18 protein-coding genes are annotated in these 18,864 nt (G+C 42.9%); 5 read left to right on the top strand and 13 right to left on the bottom strand.

The window, feature by feature from the left end; all coding sequences use genetic code 11:
• The first annotated feature begins 148 nt into the window (after positions 1-148).
• Complete coding sequence (locus R8P61_23130; GenBank protein ID MDW3649985.1) at positions 149-1,798, top strand: NADH-quinone oxidoreductase subunit M; 1,650 nt, start codon at positions 149-151, stop codon at positions 1,796-1,798.
• Here R8P61_23130 and R8P61_23125 read toward each other — a convergent pair whose 3' ends face one another.
• A complete protein-coding gene (locus R8P61_23125; GenBank protein MDW3649984.1) occupies positions 1,799-2,338 on the bottom strand; it encodes a GNAT family N-acetyltransferase in 540 nt (179 codons plus the stop codon).
• 280 nt (positions 2,339-2,618) lie between these two features.
• Between R8P61_23125 and R8P61_23120 the strand changes: the two genes are divergently transcribed.
• Positions 2,619-4,820, top strand: a complete 2,202-nt coding sequence (locus R8P61_23120) for a T9SS type A sorting domain-containing protein (protein MDW3649983.1) — start codon at positions 2,619-2,621, stop codon at positions 4,818-4,820.
• Here R8P61_23120 and R8P61_23115 read toward each other — a convergent pair.
• The 10 genes from R8P61_23115 to R8P61_23070 form a co-directional block, all read right to left on the bottom strand.
• Entirely contained in the window at positions 4,814-5,200 is a 387-nt protein-coding gene (locus R8P61_23115; GenBank protein ID MDW3649982.1) for a TerB family tellurite resistance protein, read from the bottom strand. The two genes, R8P61_23120 and R8P61_23115, sit on opposite strands and share 7 nt — an antisense overlap.
• Before the next feature lie 41 nt (positions 5,201-5,241).
• The gene (locus R8P61_23110) at positions 5,242-6,135 is read right to left on the bottom strand and encodes a YARHG domain-containing protein (GenBank protein MDW3649981.1); all 894 of its coding nucleotides are present in this window, start codon (positions 6,133-6,135) and stop codon (positions 5,242-5,244) included.
• A complete protein-coding gene (locus R8P61_23105; protein ID MDW3649980.1) occupies positions 6,132-6,782 on the bottom strand; it encodes a DUF2306 domain-containing protein in 651 nt (216 codons plus the stop codon). Before R8P61_23105 ends, R8P61_23110 begins: the two co-directional genes overlap by 4 nt.
• A 13-nt stretch (positions 6,783-6,795) precedes the next feature.
• Entirely contained in the window at positions 6,796-7,422 is a 627-nt protein-coding gene (locus R8P61_23100; GenBank protein ID MDW3649979.1) for a hypothetical protein, read from the bottom strand.
• Positions 7,423-7,811: 389 nt separating this feature from the next.
• Entirely contained in the window at positions 7,812-8,168 is a 357-nt protein-coding gene (locus R8P61_23095) for a TM2 domain-containing protein (protein MDW3649978.1), read from the bottom strand.
• Positions 8,165-8,431 (bottom strand): DUF2752 domain-containing protein, encoded by a 267-nt coding sequence (locus R8P61_23090; GenBank protein ID MDW3649977.1) that lies wholly within the window; start codon positions 8,429-8,431, stop codon positions 8,165-8,167. Before R8P61_23090 ends, R8P61_23095 begins: the two co-directional genes overlap by 4 nt.
• A 130-nt stretch (positions 8,432-8,561) precedes the next feature.
• A complete protein-coding gene (locus R8P61_23085) occupies positions 8,562-8,819 on the bottom strand; it encodes a hypothetical protein (GenBank protein ID MDW3649976.1) in 258 nt (85 codons plus the stop codon).
• Between the two features lie 164 nt (positions 8,820-8,983).
• On the bottom strand, positions 8,984-9,841 hold the full coding sequence (locus R8P61_23080) for a hypothetical protein (GenBank protein MDW3649975.1): 858 nt from the start codon (positions 9,839-9,841) through the stop codon (positions 8,984-8,986).
• A 253-nt stretch (positions 9,842-10,094) separates the two neighbouring features.
• On the bottom strand, positions 10,095-11,087 hold the full coding sequence (locus R8P61_23075; GenBank protein ID MDW3649974.1) for a DUF4065 domain-containing protein: 993 nt from the start codon (positions 11,085-11,087) through the stop codon (positions 10,095-10,097).
• 125 nt (positions 11,088-11,212) lie between these two features.
• Complete coding sequence (locus R8P61_23070; protein MDW3649973.1) at positions 11,213-11,572, bottom strand: toxin; 360 nt, start codon at positions 11,570-11,572, stop codon at positions 11,213-11,215.
• A gap of 596 nt (positions 11,573-12,168) precedes the next feature.
• On the opposite strand from R8P61_23070, the gene R8P61_23065 reads away from it, so the two are divergent.
• A complete protein-coding gene (locus R8P61_23065) occupies positions 12,169-14,700 on the top strand; it encodes a M14 family metallopeptidase (GenBank protein ID MDW3649972.1) in 2,532 nt (843 codons plus the stop codon).
• 48 nt (positions 14,701-14,748) lie between these two features.
• Here the strand turns inward: R8P61_23065 and R8P61_23060 are convergent, their stop codons facing one another.
• Both R8P61_23060 and R8P61_23055 read right to left on the bottom strand, forming a co-directional pair.
• Positions 14,749-15,189: a hypothetical protein gene (locus tag R8P61_23060; GenBank protein MDW3649971.1), complete on the bottom strand. Its 441-nt coding sequence runs from the start codon at positions 15,187-15,189 to the stop codon at positions 14,749-14,751.
• 116 nt (positions 15,190-15,305) lie between these two features.
• The gene (locus R8P61_23055) at positions 15,306-16,355 is read right to left on the bottom strand and encodes a hypothetical protein (protein MDW3649970.1); all 1,050 of its coding nucleotides are present in this window, start codon (positions 16,353-16,355) and stop codon (positions 15,306-15,308) included.
• A 144-nt stretch (positions 16,356-16,499) separates the two neighbouring features.
• Between R8P61_23055 and R8P61_23050 the strand changes: the two genes are divergently transcribed.
• Together R8P61_23050 and R8P61_23045 are read left to right on the top strand one after the other, a co-directional pair.
• Positions 16,500-18,119: a HAMP domain-containing sensor histidine kinase gene (locus R8P61_23050; protein MDW3649969.1), complete on the top strand. Its 1,620-nt coding sequence runs from the start codon at positions 16,500-16,502 to the stop codon at positions 18,117-18,119.
• On the top strand, positions 18,112-18,807 hold the full coding sequence (locus R8P61_23045) for a response regulator transcription factor (GenBank protein MDW3649968.1): 696 nt from the start codon (positions 18,112-18,114) through the stop codon (positions 18,805-18,807). Before R8P61_23050 ends, R8P61_23045 begins: the two co-directional genes overlap by 8 nt.
• Positions 18,808-18,864: the final 57 nt, after the last annotated feature.

Here is an 18,864-nt window from a genome sequence, read left to right as displayed (position 1 = left end):
GCAAGCTTCGAGATGACATCCTTTGATGGGCCTGTTTTTGATAATGCACAAGCCCTATTTTCCAGATTGGTAATCCGTGAAAAAGGTTATATATTACATACCTTAAAGCTTGAAAAAAGCTATTTCTACTACTTAATAATTACCGCACGTGAATCTCCTTTCGGAAAAACTGATTCCCATATTAGTATTCTCTCCGCTAATTGGTTCTATTATCATTGCTTTTCTAAAACCCGGTCAAAAAGACCTATCCAAAACGATAGCTCTTTGGGTTTCGATGATACCTTTTGTTTTGAGTTTGGTTGTCCTGTATGAATTCTTTGGCAGGATGTCTAGTGATACCTTATACGCTGACCCGGAAGGATTTGCATTCTACTTCAGTTTTGACTGGCTCACGGCGGGAAATTTTGACATAAACTTTACGATGGCAGTCGATGGGATATCTATTTATCTCATTATGCTGACGACCCTGATATTCCCTTTATCCATATACTTTTCCTGGGGCATTGATAAAAGTCCTCGAGCCTATTATTTCTTGCTCTTATTGCTGGAAGTAGGGGTTTTGGGCTTCTTTGTTTCGCTGGATATGCTGCTTTTCTACATCTTTTTCGAGATGGTACTGATCCCGATGTATTTCCTGATTGGGATTTGGGGAGGAAAGGATCGAGTATATGCTTCTCTAAAGTTTTTCCTCTACACCCTGGTCGGCTCCCTCCTGATGCTGGTAGCCATCATTTACCTGGGTTCACATATCGACTTCAATAATCCGGAACTCCTCGCAGCAAATCCTGAAATGGCCAATGTCTATTTCACTACGGATTACAATGTGATGGTTAAGTATTCGGACATAACTGCTTCGGCCGAAACCTGGCTCTTCCTGGCATTTGCCTTAAGTTTTGCCATCAAGGTTCCGCTCTTTCCCTTACATACCTGGCTGCCGGATGCTCACGTTCAGGCACCTACTGCTGGTTCGGTAATTCTGGCAGGGGTACTCTTGAAAATGGGCTCCTATGGATTGGTGAGATTTTGTCTCCCACTCTTCCCGCATGCCTCTGTAGAGTTTGCGCCTTATATGGCCATACTTGGAGTAGTAGGAATTATCTATGGAGCAATGGCGGCTATGGTGCAAAAGGACATCAAAAAACTGGTGGCCTATTCTTCGGTCTCTCATATGGGCTTTATCGTTCTGGGTACTTTTGCCTTTACAGAAGAAGCCCTGAGTGGAGCTGTCATCCAAATGGTGAGCCACGGTATCGCTACGGGTGGACTCTTCCTACTGGTAGGAATGATTTATGATCGTCGCCATACCCGTAAGATTTCTGACTATCAGGGGATAGCCAAGCAGATGCCTCGCTATACCTTTATCTTCCTGATCACCGTTATGGCCTCAGTAGGTCTGCCAGGATTGAATGGATTTGTGGGAGAATTTATGATCCTGCTCGGTTCCTTCGATTCTGAGATCATTTCAAACGTCTTCCCGATTCTGGCCGCAACCGGTGTGGTAATCGCTGCAGTTTATCTACTCTGGATGTTCCGTCGCGTAATGTTTGGTACGCTGGATAAAGAGGAGAACAAGAACCTGGTCGACCTGACTGGACGCGAAGTATTCGTGATGATGCCTTTGGTTGTATTGATGATTACTATGGGACTCTATGCCAAGCCCTGGTTGGATCACATCGCACCAAGTTCCCGCATCATTGTAGAGCAAGTACGCGAAGCCAACAATCTTCCCTTGACTCCGGATGGAGACAAGACTACGGTTCATGAATTGACGGAGGAAGACTTGATCGCTAAGGATTAATTAGAAATCTTCTTTCTTGATTTCGTAAAAGACGCAGACTTTGATCTCACTGTCGTCCGGAATTTTGGGATGTCCAAATTCTGCGATTTTCTTCATGCCGATTTTTTGCATGACCCGTTCCGAGGGGGAATTCTGTAAAGGAGTTACGGAGTAAATCGCATCCAGGCCCAATTCTTCAAAAGCAAAGGCTAAACAGGCTTTAGCAGCCTCGGGAGCAAATCCTTTTCCCCAAACTGCTCTTTTTAACCTCCACCCAATGTCTACAAAAGGCCTGACGGGAGCCTCATAATCCTGGAAGTGTAAGCCTACAAATCCCAGCAATCCTCCTGTGGATTTTTCCTCGGCAGCGAAATAGGTATAGCCTCTTTCCTCCAACTGTTTTTGCAGCCGCTGCATCATGATTCCACTCTCCTCCTTATTCAGACTTCTGTTGAAATATTTCATGACTTCAGGATCGGCATTAATGGCCGCTAATTCATCGAGATCAGAAGCTTTCCAGGCTCTCATGCCTACTCTTTCGCTTTCAATAATATACTTCATAAATAGGGCTTTGAACTTGGATAATTGTCTTAGGTATGCGCAGCGAAATTAAAGAAAATTACGACTCTAATAGTGACAAAAAGCAATTGAATTAGCATCTAGCCTTTATGTCATATACAGGAGATTATATGTATCTTTGTTTTCACCCAATTTAGTAGCCATCATTATTCTTGAAATTGATTTTTGTATTTCTTTTTTAGAGGAAGAGCACATACAAGAGTCTGGATCAAGTATAGAAAATGATTGATATTGCACTTAACCTTTACTAATCAACCAGAGCATGAGAATTTTAGCCTGCCTGTACCTGTTATTATCTTTTCTGATCCTCTTTCCCCAGGATATTCTGGCTCAACATTCTGTGGCCCGTAAATGGAATGAAGTTTTGCTGGAAGCGATCCGGACAGATTTTGCCCGGCCTACTGTACATGCCCGAAATCTGTTTCATTCATCGGTTGCCATGTATGATATATGGGCAGTTTTTGAAGATGGGGCAGAAACCTATTTTCTCGGAAAGAACCTCCATAGTTTTCCCTTGCCCTTTGAAGATTTTCCTTATACCGGAGATATTCAGGAAGCAAGAGAAGAGGCCATGAGTTTTGCTATGGCTCGCTTAATCAGACATCGTTTTCAAAATTCTCCAGGTGCTGAGGAAACCATGGATAGAGTCGATTCCCTCATGACGGCTCTGGGTTATGATATCAATGATATTTCTGTTGCCTATCAAAATGGCAATCCTTCTGCTCTGGGTAATTATGTCGGTCAGGGTCTGATCAACTACGGGAGAACCGATGGATCAAATGAGGAAGAGGACTATAGAAATGAATACTATGTTCCCCTAAACTTCCCCATGGATCCCAATGATCAGGGAAACCCCTTTATCACGGATCCCAATCGCTGGCAACCCCTTACTTTTCAGATATTCATTGATCAATCCGGAAATCCCATCCCTGGAGATGTGCCTCCTTTCCTCAGTCCAGAATGGGGGAAAGTATTGCCTTTTGCCCTGAATCGATCTGATCTGACTCTATATGAGAAATTCGGAACCGACTTTTATGTCTACCATGATCCCGGTCCGCCGCCCTATTTGCCTACGGATCGTGAAAATAATGATTACACTGATTATCAATGGGGCTTCGAAATTGTAGCCCTCTGGTCTTCCCATCTTGATCCCAGTGATGGAGTGATGTGGGACATCTCTCCGGGAGCTTTGGGCAATACCAATATTGATGAATTTCCGCAAACCATAGAAGACCTTCCTAACTTCTATAAAGAACTGGAGGGAGGTGATATTGGTACGGGACATGCACTCAATCCAGCTACCGGACAGCCTTATGAACCTCAAATGGTTCCTCGTGGGGATTATGCTCGGGTTCTGGCTGAATTTTGGGCCGATGGTCCGGATTCTGAAACGCCTCCCGGACACTGGTTTACGATTCTAAACTATGTGTCGGATCATCCTGATTTGGTGAAAAGATTTGAAGGACAGGGAGATATCCTGGATGATTTGGAATGGGATGTGAAAACCTATCTGACATTGGGTGGGGCCATGCATGATGCTGCCATCTCCGCCTGGGGAATCAAAGGATATTATGATTATGTACGGCCTGTTTCTGCTTTACGATTGATGATCGCGAGAGGACAGGCTTCTGATCCCAATGACGAGAACTACGATCCTAATGGGATCGAGCTTACGCCAGGCCTGGTGGAACTGGTACGAGCCGGTGATCCACTTGCAGGGATTCAACAGCAGAATATTGGTAAAATTAAAATAAAGGCCTGGAGAGGACCGGATTTCATCATTGATCCGGATACATCAGTTGCCGGGGTAGGATGGATACTGGGGGAAAATTGGTGGCCCTATCAGCGGCCCAGTTTTGTTACCCCAAACTTTGCTGGATATGTTTCCGGGCATTCAACCTATTCGAGAGCGGCATCTGAAGTCCTGACTATGTTTACGGGAGATCCGTTTTTTCCGGGAGGTATGGGAGAGTTTGTAGCCAGGCAAAATGAATTTCTGGTATTTGAAGATGGGCCTAGTCAGGACATTATTCTGCAATGGGCGACTTATAGAGATGCATCAGACCAGACCAGTCTCTCGCGTATCTGGGGAGGGATTCACCCACCTGCAGATGATATCCCAGGAAGATTGATTGGGGAAAAAGTAGGCGTTGATGCCTTCACTAAAGCCAAGAATCTTTTCCAGGGAGTAGAAAATCCTGCCTTGGATAATCCCGATCAGTTTGCCTATCCTAATCCTGTAAGAAGCGGTAGCTTCCTATATGTAGCGATAGATCAGGAAGCTCCGGAAATTGAAGCAGAGCTGATCGCTGCGGATGGAAGGAGAGTTTTGTATCAAAACCTGCCTGTAGCGGGTAATTTTGTATACCTCGAACTGGATTTGGCGCGGGTAGCCCCAGGTGTATATTTCCTGAAGCTGAAAGGTGAGGGAATTGATAAAACAGAAAAGATTCAGGTCTATTGACCTGAATCTCTCAAATTTTTAATATCCTTTTTAAAACGCTCGGTCAGCCCTTTGGTAAAGCTGTCCATAACTGTTTTTTCTGATTTGTCTACGCCGGCAGAAGCCTCTGCCATTTTCTCCATGACATCCAACATGGCCTGATACTCAGGATCAGGACCATAGTCCTGGCAAAAGAGGATTACCTTTTTGTAGAGGTCTTCTATGTCGCTCTCCTGTTTGCGCTCATAATCGAAGGACCATTTGATCTCCTTACCCCAGGGATGATCCGCAAGCATCTTTTCCAGAGTTTCAATTTCTTCTTCCTGAATCACTCCATCCGCCATAGCCAGGACATAGAGCAATTCACCAAATACGTCGTATAATTTTACTTTACTACCCATAATTGAGGGGATAATTTTTTTCAAAAAAAGGAATATTCTATTTATCGACCAAAAGAATCATAATACTCCTCAGCATGTTCTTCATAGCGTTTGAGTAGGGCAATGTTTTCTCTTTCTACTTCTGTTAATTGATCACGGATGTCAGTAGAAATCGGGATATACCAGTCCACATAGTTGTCAAAGACATAACGAACCCTACGATTTTTGAAGGAGTATCCATGACGGGCATATACTGCATTTCTGATAAATTCTAAATCGGCTTTATACAGATTTTCAACCTCTTGTTTTTTGAGTAAAGCTTTGGAGGCATTGAGTTGTGTTACCGAAGAGGTGAGGGTTTCTGCTTCATCTCCACTCCAGGTATCATAGAGCCCATCATAGGTGACAGATTCTGGCAAATCTAATTCGGGATTATAATCATACTTCCTTTTTTGCAACTCATACTTACGTTCTGTTACGGCAAGCTTTGTATCATTGGCTACCCAGGTTCCATTAATAGAAGGTTTTGTTCCCAGTATGATCGAAAATTTGAATGAACCATCATAGCGATCATCACCGGGTTCTTTGGCCTCTACCATATAATTGGTATCACCGACCTTTTTTAAACTACCTTCAAATGGGCGGATATTTCCAGCTACTACGCTATGACCATAGACTTTATCTTCCTCTATCCGATTGATGGAGATATTGATCAGATTGCTATAAGAGGGAGCATTGCCTGCCCCATATTTTGCAGCTTCAAAAGAACCCACATACATGCCCAGGGGATCATGGTCCAGGACAGCTGGATTTTCAGAAGAAGGAGGCGTTGAGACAGCAATTTCTTCTGAAGGAGCTTGCTCACTTGCGCTTGTTTCTGCGGTCTCTGGAGCTTGTTTTTCTTCTCCACATGCGAAGAGGAAAAGACAGAGCAGGGGAAAGATGAATCGTTTCATTTTTTTAATCTATAAATGATGTATTCTGCTAGTAAAAGATTGAGTACCCATCCCAACCAGGCTACGATCATATAAACATCCATAGGTCTGGGGTGGAATAAGGCAACGATAATGTATTTCCAGGCCCTGAGCGTAATGGCACTCATCGTCAGGGCAAAACTTCGAATCATAAAGAATCTATGTGCCTGGTAGTTTTTCGCTTTGATCTCCCAAATCGCTTTTCCCGTCGTCCATATCCAGAGCAAAGCCAATAAGCAGAAGGCGATTTGCGAGGGAAGGCCTCCATTCGCATAAATGCCTATTATAAAACCGGAAGGAGCAGCCAGAAAGAGGATACTTACTGCATAGAGCCATCCTCCGGATCTGTGCAAGGCCGGGAGTTTTTTACGGACATAGGGAGAAAATTGGGTAAAGCCTGCTAGTAAACAGAAAAAAGAGGTATAGACATGGGTAAAGAAGGCCAGCTTATAATGCTTCAGTTCTATGTAATCCTGCTTGATTCGTAGAAAGGCGACATCTGTATCAAAGGGAATGTACTGCAAGCTGATATCCAGCATCAGATAACAAAAGTAGAGATAGGCCATGAGAATGCCTCCTGACCATAAGAGCGAAGGATTCCTCAGGAACTTTTGTGTGTGTGCGGACATGGATTAGGGGAAATTATTTCATTTCCAACGTACTGACGATTTTTCGTTCGACAAATTCAAAAGAATCTTTATCAAAGACTTTTCGGCTGAAGTAGGTAAGTTGAACTTCTTTTCCAATAAGGTCCTTTTTAAATCTTAGTAAGCCAAAGCCTGTAAATTCGTCTATACAATAGAATTCCTCGCCTCCACTCAGTCGAAGGATCATGATATCATTTCCGGCAAGTTTTTCTATTTTTCCTTCGTAGCTGCGTGTATTTTTTCTATTGACCTCTCCCTTTCGTTCTTCCATGGCTTCATCGGCCAGGCTGGCTTCTCCATCTTTTGCCTGGAAAAGGAGTTCGACAAATTTTTCACATTTCAGGGCCAGTACGCCTCCGAGTTGTTCGCCAAATTCTCGAAATCCATTCGGCGAACTGAGGTCTATGCCCATTTCTTCTTCAATTTCCTTGCTACGGCCAGAGGTAATGTTGAGCATACAAAGGCCCAGTTCCATTTTTACCGTTTCTGCATCTGCATCCGGGCTTACTTCTTCCGTGACGCAGGTACAAAGTTCATCAACCAATTGATCTTGAAGGTCTTGTGCTCCCAGTTGTGTAAACCATCCACTTAGGATTAGACAGGTGATAGCTAGCTTTTTCATATGATTTTGTGTTTTCTTCTTATGCTCCTAAAAATCCCATATTTCAGGCAGAAAACAAAATGCAGCCCTCTATGAAAGAAGCCTGCATAGTATAAAACTTACTAGGATATTTTATTGAAGGGAAAGCAAGAGCTTTCTGACTGCTAACTCAGATAAAGAATTATTTATCTGGCCAGATTTGAATCCTTCCCTTCATGGCCCTTTTCCCTTTGTATGAAAAAAAGGAAACGACCTGCCTGGCCATAAGATAAAAGGACTTGCAGCACATTTCCATTAATTGAGCATTAAGGGAAATGAGGCTCGCGGGAAAGGGTTCAAATGGGAGAAAGTGAAATCACTTTACGACTTCCCTCTCCCTTCTCCAATCGCTAATCCTTATTCTGACTTTTCTACCCTCTTCTCATAACGATGCTTGCGCATTCATTCATTTGGGCAATATTGAAATCGAGGGTCATTCTTTTGTGATTGATGGCATCAATGATGGTACCGATCAGGCAAAATCCTCCGGTCAGGAGATAGGCAATACCCATTCCGATTTGATTCATCAGAAAACGGTTGATTCCCGCAAGTCCAATAAAACCGAGAAGCGTAGTCAGTAAGATGGTTTGGGTGCTTTGTCGTTTGGTGCGATACATGGCAGCAAACATCTGGAGCTGTTTTTCATCAAATCCCTCTGTTACGTCTTCCAAATAGTGTAATTCTTCTGGATCTGCATCGGGGAAGAACATGATTAGATCTTGGCTCATAGCGTCTTTTTTATCTTGATTAATGTGTGAACAATGTGAAATACCAGGATGATGAATATGGGAATTCCAAAGATGTGTTCTTCGAAAGAGGCAGCAAATTCTCCTCTGAAAATATAGGAGATTGAATGCCCGATCCCGCATCCCCAACAATTCTCCCATCCGAGATTCTTAAACACACATAAAGACATATGCTCTTCCTCCGGGTTGGAAAATGCCAGGAAACTTAGGCCTGCAATCCAAAATGCAGGTTCGAAAAATCTCATGAGAGGTTTTCGCTTCATCCAGTTTAAAGACGGGAATTGAGAGAGGAAGTTGGAATATAAAAAGCCAGGTTCAGGAAATACTTTATTCCCTGACCTGGCCTTCATTAATGCATATGTGCTAATTCCTAGCTTAATTCAGACTAGATGTATTAGATTTCTTTAGAGGTACCAGAAGCCCTTTGCTCAAAGAGAGGCTGTAGAGAGTTACTTGCCGACTAAAAGTCGGATATGGGGTCTTGCGATAAGGGCTTTGATCAGGGCTCTGTTGAGTGATAGTTGTCGAGTCGATGACAGAGCGTTTGGCAGGAATTGCTGATTTTGCAGACAAGCCTTTGATCAAAAATAAGGCTCGTTTTCGTAATGCAAATGGATAATCAGTAGTTTCCATGGTTAATTTTAAATCGACCATAAGTACGGCTTTTGGTCACTTATAAACCACTGCAAACGAATAAGCGTGCGCTTCTTTTGTGCAAGCGTGCAGGAGCACACCAACTATTGAAAATAAAATAGACACCCCGTAGGGTGTCTTCCTCTATATATAAGTATTAGTCTTTATTTTTTGTAAATAAATTGCTCCATCACAGAGGTAGCTTCATCTTGTAGCTGCAAAAAATATTTGCCTTCCTTCCAGCTGCTTGCATCAATGGCGAGAGCCTGAGGATCAAAATCCGCCTGCAATTCGTGGCTATCGATGATCTCTCCCGCTACATTTAAAAAACGCAAGGAAATAGGGCCAGTTCTGTCGGCAGCATAGAGCAACTTGATTTTTCCGTCCTGGATTTCTTCAATTCTGGAATAAAGGCCCAGATCCAGTCCAAATTCATATTCGATTACATCACTGAAATCTTCCAGGCCATCGAAGCCGATCTGTTTGACTCGGTAATAAACCCGGGGCATTTGAACCGTAGCAAGGCTATTGTCTATGTATTCATAGACCTGTTCTTTACTATACGAGCCTGAACCTTCTCCATCTACTCTCCCGATTACTTCATAATTTTCATCATCCAGGGAGCGCTGTATTTCGAAGGTTTTGATATGTCGCTGAAATAAGGTGCTCCAACGCACTTTGCCATCATTGCCTTCTACTTCTGCCTGGAAACTTCCGTATTGAACACTAGAGGCTGTTTGCTCAACGGAAGCGACAGCTGTTGTACTTTCAGACTCTGTCCGTCTAGCCGTGATTTCAATTACTTCTGTCTCAGCCGGAGCTTCTGTTAGCAGAGGTTTCTCGACTTTATTCAGAGATTCCGTTTCAAGGACCTCAGGACTATCTGTATCCTTAATATTGGGAAGTTCATTATTTCTTTGGGTTGAAAGTACCCCTATGAGCAAGGCGCAGAGCAGGATAGCTCCGCCTCCGATTCTTGAGGCCCTTGTCCGCAAGCTTGCCTGGTTTCTATTTTTTGCCATGGTTTGTTTTGAGGATAAAAAAGATCGATTTGGTTTATAAACTCATTTAATACATTCATAAAAATATACGATTAAACGAATTTAATTGAACCAAATATCAGGCAGGCCTTACCGATGTAAGCTTTTGGGGATGGAGGGCAAAAAAAGAAAGGGAGGCGAATAATTCGCTCTCCCCTCAATCAAACGCATGAATACTTATCGGACAAAAAATTTTTCAGGGTTGTGCTGTGTTGTTAGTTTGATTGTGTTGTGTCTATATTCCTTTCAGGTGAAAGGCATATGCTTGATAATCGATCAATTCTCTTTCTTTTTCATTTTCCTGCCAGGCTTCTTCTTCATGGCTAAGCTCAATGAGATCCTTTGTCTTCATTTCACCCATACTTTCCACTACCTCTTCCATATGCTTCAGTTCCTGCTCACTGAAGAGACTGGCATCAAATTCCTGAAGGGCCAGGAACCTTTCACCCATATGTCCACTATCAGATAATTCTTCTTCGATCTGGATATATTTTTCTGTTTCCAGGACGCCAAAAAGTTCTCTGAAATGAGAGGGAACCGGTCCATAGGGAATCGCTCGGTAATTGCAGCCGGAAATGGAATAGCCCGTATGCTTGAAGTGCAGAAAATCTGCATAGAACAAGAGTTTGTTCAGACGGGTTTTCATCGGCTGGGTCTGCTGGGCGAAATAGATCACATAATGGGCGACTTTCTCAAAGCTGGGCTTTACAAATCCTGTAAAGGCATTGGCCTCGAGGTGGAAGTTCCATATGTATTTGACGACCTGTTCCAGTTTGTTACTTCCCATCAACCCATGTATGCGATCCAGTAATTTGCGGTAACTATTAGGGGAAAAAATATTTTCTTTTTCCTCTACAAATCCCAGGAAATGTTTGGGTTCTCCAGCCAGGCGAATGAGCTTGGCATTGGCGAGGCTGGGAACCACTCCGTCTTCATATTGTCGATAGCTATTGATTCCGAAATCCAGTACTTCTGCCATTTTTGCAGCCGAAAGTCCGTACTTCTCACGAATAGCTTTGATTTCTTCGGGAAAGGGAATGTGATATTTGGTACGATACAGATTTTGTGCCTGGGTTACTTTAAATTCATCCAGCTCTGTAGTCGTATATTCTTCTCCATTTTCATCTACATAATAGGAGCCAAATACCTTGAAGGGCTCTTTACGGAATGTGTATTCCACCCATTCCTGCATCAATTTCGAATTTTTATTTCCTGTTGAACCTTTCATATACATTTGGTTTTGTTAGAGGAAGGAGGAGAGTCCAGCGAGCGATCTGTGTGTTTCTAGTTGTGCTTGTGTCCATGGTTGTTGCTGTTTGCTCAGCTGTCTCTCAGCTCTCTTCTTCTAATAATTTATTTGTAGGGATACTTTATGGGCCTTTCTGCTTCATGAAAGGAAAAGCATCTTACCGCTTCTTCTCCCAGGCCGATGGAAATCTTGATGTAGACATCTTTTTTTTTGAGATATACACCAAATTCCCAAAACTCGGCTCCTTTATTCACTCCATCTTCCCTCGGTCCCTTGTAATAATCTTCTATCTGCAGACTTTCTAATATTTTTTCTCTTCTTCGAGCACTGATTTCCAAATCCAGCAGGGCCTGCACATTTTTTTTCCGCTGGTAGAATCGTATTCCGAATTCTTTTTTCTGTTGGACAAACACTTCCAGAAAGCGTGCTACTTCATCTCGACTTGCCGGATCTTTAGATTTCAAAGCGTTCTTTTTGGTGATTTCCAACTTTATGATTGCAAATTAGGGTGAAATATTTAATAATGCAACTATTTAGTGAAAATAATTCCATATTTTTTGACAAAACACAACGATAGAGTTGTGTTTTGAGGATTATTTATTTAGTAAATCTTATTAATTAGTGGTCTTTTTCTTTTTTTTGCGTAAAAACCCCACGGATTCATGGGAGATCCCTGAACCCTTTCGTGCAAGCTCCATTTCCCTTAATGCTCGATTTATGGAAATGCGCCCTACAAGTCTTTTTTAGTTTGGCCAGGCAGGTCGTTTCCCTTTTTTTACATAAAGGAAAAAAGGCTATGAGCGGAAGGATTCAAAAAGAAATTCAGCGCAGCTGTAATTGTGAACAGGAATCTCCGGCGAAGCCATCTCCTTTAATCCCAAAAACTACTTATAGCCAAGGAGCTACTTCGTCCTTAATCAGAACTCGCAATGCCGGTATTGTTTGAGTTTATGATCGCATGCTTCTCTCCTCAATTCGGTGACTCTACTCCTATCAACGCCCAATTGGCATTAGATTTTCTTCAAAATTGTTCTACTTTGGATCAAATCCGATACACACGATGAAGAAACTACAGCTAACTATCTATCTGGCTCTACTACTGAGTCCTTTATTCTTATCTGCCCAAAGCCTTCAATCTCCTGCAGAATTCCTGGGCTACCAACTGGGCGAAAAATTCACCTGGCACCATCAGGTGGTTTCTTATTTTGAATATGTAGGCGATAATTCTGAAAAAGTGCTTATCCAGCCTTATGGAAGTACCAATGAAGGCCGAAAACTCCTGACCGCTGTATTGAGTTCGAAAAAGAATATGGATCGCCTGGAAGAGATTCGGACCGATCACCTCAAAAGTATTGGTTTGATGGAGGGAGAAGCTGATGGAAAGGTGCCGATTGTATACCTGAGCTATAACATTCACGGAAATGAAACCTCTTCTACAGAAGCCGCAATGGCAACCCTCTATCAATTGGTAACAAATGATACGGCCAATTGGCTGGAAGATATGATTGTCATCCTGGATCCCTGTATCAATCCGGATGGAAGGGACCGATATGTCAACTGGTATAAACAGGCACGAAACAAAACCTATAATCCCCATGGAAGCTCCTGGGAACATAGAGAACCCTGGCCAGGCGGCAGGTATAATCATTACCTCTTTGACCTAAATAGAGATTGGGCCTGGCAGAGTCAGAAAGAAAGTCGTGAAAGAGCAGTAAGGTATCAGGAATGGATGCCGCATGTACACATTGACTTTCACGAAATGGGATCCAATTCTCCCTACTTTTTTGCCCCTCCTTCCAAACCTCTGCACAATCTGATTACAGATTGGCAAAAAGAGTTTCACGAAGCCTTGGGTGAAAATCATGCCTACTATTTCAATCGGGAAGGATGGCTCTATTTCACCAAAGAAGTTTATGATCTTTTTTACCCCAGTTATGGAGATACCTGGCCTACTTTTCAAGGAGCAATTGGGCTTACCTATGAGCAAGGTGGTGGCGGTCGTGGAGGCCTGGGCATCGAAATCAACAATGGTACAGAACTGAAACTGTCTGATCGAATCGCCCATCACTTTACTACCAGTCTCTCTACGATAGAAACGGCCGTTAAGAACAAAGATCGAATGGTAGATGAGTTTGTAAAATATTTTGAAGAGGCAAGAACCAATCCTTTTGGTGAGTACAAAGCCTATGTCATAAAAGCAGGCAATGATGCTTCTCGTCTAAGTGCGCTGAAGACCTTATTGGATCGCAACCAAATCCAGTACGGATATCCCGCAAAATCTGCAAACCGCATGCAAGGATATGCTTTTATGGAAGATGGGAATCGGATTTTTGATTTAGAAGAAAGTGATCTTGTCATATCAGCTTACCAGGCCAGGTCGAGACTGGTACAGGCATTATTCGAGCCTAAACCCGAGATAGAAGATTCGATCACCTATGACCTCACAGCCTGGGCGATGCCTTTTGCCTATGGTTTGGAATCTTATGCGACTACTGACCGGATTTCTTTATCAGAAAGAAAGGTTCAAAATAGACAGGCGGGAACTTCGGTGAATGGAAAGGTGTATGCCTTTGTAGCCGAATGGGAAGATATTTCAGATGTGGCTTTACTCGCAGCCCTGGCCAATGAAGGGATCAAGAGTCGTTTTGCCAGTGAGCCATTTAGTCTGGGAGGAAAAACCTTTGGAAAAGGAACCCTTATTATTACCCGTGCTGACAATCCCCAGGCTGATTTTGTCGAAAAAGTACAGAGCGTAGCAGCCGATCAGGGAAAAGCTATGCAAATCACCCAAAATGGTCGGGTAGAAAAAGGAAAAGATTTTGGTTCCCGAAGTGTGAGATTGATAGGAATTCCGAAAGTTGCTGTAGTAAATGGAGAGGGAATTTCTCCAACTGCTTTTGGCAATCTTTGGTACTACTTTGAACAGGACATCAACTATCCGATAGATGTGCTCAATACGCAGTATTTGGGAGGAGTAGATTTATCGGAATACGATGTGCTGGTGCTGCCTTCAGGTTCTTATGGAAGGTTTAAAAACCAGATATTGGAATTCGTAAGGGGAGGAGGAAAAGTAATTGCGCTTCAAAGAGCGATGGGAATATTTAGTCGATTCGGGAAAGATGAACAAGGAACCGCTCTTTCATCTTCTCTGGCAGCCTATAATTCGAAGCAAACTAAAAAGGAGGCGAAGGAGGCCGAATCAGCAACTCCTGATTCCAAACTCAAAAGGTATGAAGATCAGGTAAAGGCATACGTAACAGAATCTGCCCCAGGTAGTGTGTATGAAATCAGCCTGGATGATTCTCATCCCCTTGCCTTCGGTTTGGGTTCAAAAATGCATCTCATCAAACAAAGTTCCAGTATTTACCCCTATATGGAAGATGGCTGGAATGTCGGGGCCTATAAATCAGCCGAGGCCGTTAGTGGATTTACCGGAGCAAAACTCGAAGAAAAAGTAGCGAATACCCTGGCATTCGGAACGGAATCCTTGGGACGAGGAACCATCGTTTATTTTCCGGAAGACCCAAATTTCAGGAGCTTCTGGCATGTGGGGAAACTCTTGTTGGGGAATGCGGTGTTTTTGAGTTTCTAATTCGGTTGGGGAAGTGTTGTGGTGTTTTAGTGCGGCAGTTGTGCTTCACTACAGCACTTCCTTCCTCACCATGGGCAAATAACGCTCATAATGCCACAGGATCAGCGCCACATTCCCCAGCAGCATACAAGCTGTGATGAGAGGTGTGCCTCTCATGTTGAGGGCCAGAGAAACCAAAAAGATATTGACTGTAACAGGCATCATAAGTAGAGATGCCAGTGCGCTAAATCGCTTGCTGAAAATGAGCAGGCCGAGAAAGATTTGAAAGAAGCCGATGAAATTCCAGTAAAAACCGGTGTCGTGCATGGCTTGAAAATAGGCACCCACGGGATTTTCTATGGGTAAGGTGGTGAATTTAACTCCCGGCATTTTTCGAAGGCCGGAGATGATAAAGGTCAAGCCCATACCAATTTTCAGGCCCAGATAGGCGAGCTTAAATAATTTCTTATCGCGGAGCGGATTGATCCAGGAAAGTATAGTAGCGTCCATAAGTCTTGGTGTATAAGTACTTGAACGCAAGTTAAAGGCAGTCGTTGGGATCTTTGTAGAGAGAAAAATAGAAATGACAGAAGGCAGAGCTTAGTCCCTGCCTTCTATCGGTTAATTTATTGCTTATAGGCAATGGATGCCTCGCCATTAAAGTCTGTATATTTTATTCCTGCTTTTCCCGATTCTTCTGTGAAAAAACTGACTTGATCCCCATATACCGTGAAGAAATGATCCTTTGCACTGGGGAAAAAAGAGATGCCATAAAAAGGCCCTCCATCATCCCAGCTTAGGGAGAGATGTTCCTTCTCTGCTTCTATATCAACCCGTACATCCTTTGCACCAGGATTAAAAAAGAAGCCTGCACCTTCTTTGAATATATAAGTCCCACTAAAGCGAGAAAGATCATTGCTTGATAGCTTGACTGCCCTATGCTCCGTTAAATTGGGCTCATCATTCAGCCATTCTATAGACTTCCATTCTCCATCAAGTACGATCTGTTTCATCTTAAATGCCTGATCCAGCGAACGCAGGCCGACTTCCCGTTCTGTGTTTTTGAAAAAGATGGGATAGACAAATTCTTTGTATCTATCCATGAAACTGGATAGGTCATAGGTATTTCCTTCTATTTCGAAGCTATAGTCGAGTTCCTGCAAATCGGATACTTTTACGGCTCCGAAATAGGCTTCGGGAGCCTGGCCTTCCGGATCCTGCTCAATGAGCATCAATTCGAGATCATTCCCCGGCAATCCTTTCGCATTCTCTTTTCTTTTCTGAATAATGTGAATGGCACCCATAAAAGGCTTAAGGTTTTGATAAGTAGCTCCGAATCTTCGGGACATTCTACTGGGTAAGTCCTCGATTACTTTTTCTTCGAGATCCATAATGTCTTCTGCCTCCTGAATTTGGAGCTTTCCATCTTTCGCATCTTTAAATACCTGAGTGATCAACTGCTGAAAGAAAGGCTGAAGAACTTTATCCATCTCCTCCAAATGACTCTGCTCTTGTTTATAAGATTCCCGGATAGAACCTTCTCCCGGAATCCGCCACATAGCGATAAATTCGTTTTTTGCTAAGGGACTATTTGCGCTCTCAAAGTCAGAAGGACTGGGGACAGTACATGCTGTAAGGACAAGCAGGCTCAAGAGCCCTACAATGATTGATTTCATGATTTCTGTTTTTTAGTGAATATTGGTTGAGATCTCATGCTTCAAATCTAGAGACTCATGTAATCACTGCTGTAAATCTAGTGTCAAGTTTTGTCAAAGTTGTTAAATCTTTGTTTTGAAGGTAAAATTCTGTGATTTTTCAGTATGAAGCTGGGCGCACGTATAAAATGGCTGCTGTTATTTGTTCTCATTTGGGTTCTGGGAATCTTTGGGGTCCAGCTATATCAGTTGCCGCAAATTCGGCAGCAGGTTTCAGCAGGTTTATCGGCAGGCCTGGAGGAGGTCAATAGATCGCTTGCAATTTCCCTAAGCAGGGCCTATGAAAAGGAAATCAAGCAAGTTGCGATAGCGTGGGTAGATAAGAAGAAAAAGGGACTGGGCAGGGAAAAATCAAATCTTGCAGTTTCTCCTTTTGTCCTACTGCCGGATTCAAGTCAGGAAGTTTGGAGAATTCTGCCTTTTACAGCTGAAGAAAACCAGCCTTTGGATGAATATACAACAAGGACTCTCCGCAAAAGAGTAGCAGCTGTCTACGAACCCTGGAACGATAGTTTGTCCTTATTTTGGGCCAATAGCATAGATAGTACCCTCACTTTTTTCTTAAAGGAAAGCTCTTTCTCTTCTGCTACTCGCCTTGCCTTGCATCCGTTTTTTGAGGAAGAAAATAATAGTTTTCAGGGCTTTGTCGGTTTTGAAATATCGGCTTTATACCTGGAAAAAGAATTATTCCCTGCCTTTTTCAGCAGTTATTTATCTGGCCCGGATTTAGGGCGAATAGATGGAATTAGTAAAGATTACCTGCATATACATATCAGAGATGAGGAGGGGCGGAAAGTGTATGATTCTGCTTTACTGCTCGGCGGAAAAGGTTCGTCCAGAATTTCTTTGCGCGACATCAGTCCTTATTGGGAATGGTATCAGATAGAAATGGGCTTTTTGGGGAAAGATGCCGATGCCGTAGCAACTTCCTTATATCGGCGAAATATTTGGCTTCTTTGTCTGGTTTTCGGAATCCTGATCCTGCTGATTCTTGCACTTTATTTCATCCAGCTACGGGCTCAAAAACTGGATGCCTTCAAACGGGAATTTTTAGCGAATGTAGGGCATGAATTAAAGACTCCCCTCAGTGGAATTAAATTGGCAAATGATGGAATGCGATTGGGAAGATTGAAGGACGAAAAAGAGCAAGAAATGGCAATAGAGATCATCGATAAGGAAAGTAGAAAATTAGAGCAGAAGATCCATAAACTGATGGATTATGCTCGTTTGGAGTCCGGAACAAAAGTGTATCGCAAGGCACGTATTCAAGCGGGAGATTGGATGAAAAGCTGGCTAAAACCGGTGAGGGAGAAAGTGAAATTGCAGGGATTTAATTTGAACCACAACCAGATTTTCCCAACAGCCTATGTCGAAATGGATGTACAGGCTATGGAAGATGTGTTAGATATTTTGCTGGATAATGCCTTGAAGTATAGTGGAGGAAATAAAGAACTATTTGTTGAGCTAAAGGAAAGATCGGGGCAGCTGCTGATTTCCTTACATGATAAGGGGATAGGCATTCCCTTGAATAGGCAAAAAGATATTTTTGAGAAGTTTGTAAGAGCGGTAGAAGTAGATACCCATGATATAAAAGGAGATGGATTGGGTTTATCTATTGCCCGAAAAATAGTGGAGGCACATGGAGGGAAAATTCTCCTAAAATCAGAAGAAGGAAAAGGTAGTCGCTTTAGCATACAACTTCCAATTGTTGAAACAGATGGATAAACTGCTTAAACAACATATTCTTTGCGTGGAGGATGATCCTTCTTTACGGAGCCTGATTGATCAGAATCTTCGGTTTGAAGGCTATGAGGTTTTGCTTGCAGAGGATGGTTTCCGGGCGATGGAACTGATCGAAACAGAAAATGTTGACCTGATTTTGTTGGACCTGATGTTGCCGAAAATGAGTGGAATAGAATTATGTAAGCAGCTTCGGGCAAAGGGCAATAGTGTACCCATTATCATGCTTACCGCCAGAGATGCTACTGAAGATAAAATCAGAGGACTGAAGACGGGAGCTGATGATTATCTCAGCAAACCCTTCGATTTGATGGAACTGCTGGCCCGTATAGAAGCTGTTTTAAGAAGGGGGAAAGCTAATAAAGGCTATAAAGAAGTCTATCATTTAGGAGAAATTCGTATCGATTTTAAGGAGCAAAGAATCGCCAAAGGAAGCGAGCTCCTAAGCATGACTCAACAGGAAACTCTCCTCCTCAAATATCTGGTTCATCATGAAGGGAAAATCCTCAGCCGAGAGGAGATCTTTCAGGATATCTGGGGACATGATCATCTGTACTCCATGCGAACCATTGATACCCACATCACCAAACTCAGACAAAAGATCGAAAAAATTCCCTCCAAGCCCAGACATATCCTTACGGTTCATCGTGTAGGATATCGATTTGTGGGATAGAGCCTTGAAAGGGTTGTTAATAGTCTGAAGCTTCGCAAAAAAACCAACTATAACACC

The organism is Bacteroidia bacterium (assembly GCA_033391075.1).
GTDB lineage: Bacteria > Bacteroidota > Bacteroidia > J057 > J057 > JAWPMV01.
Note: the sequence above shows the minus strand (reverse complement) of the source record. Positions and strands in the feature narration are given on the sequence as shown.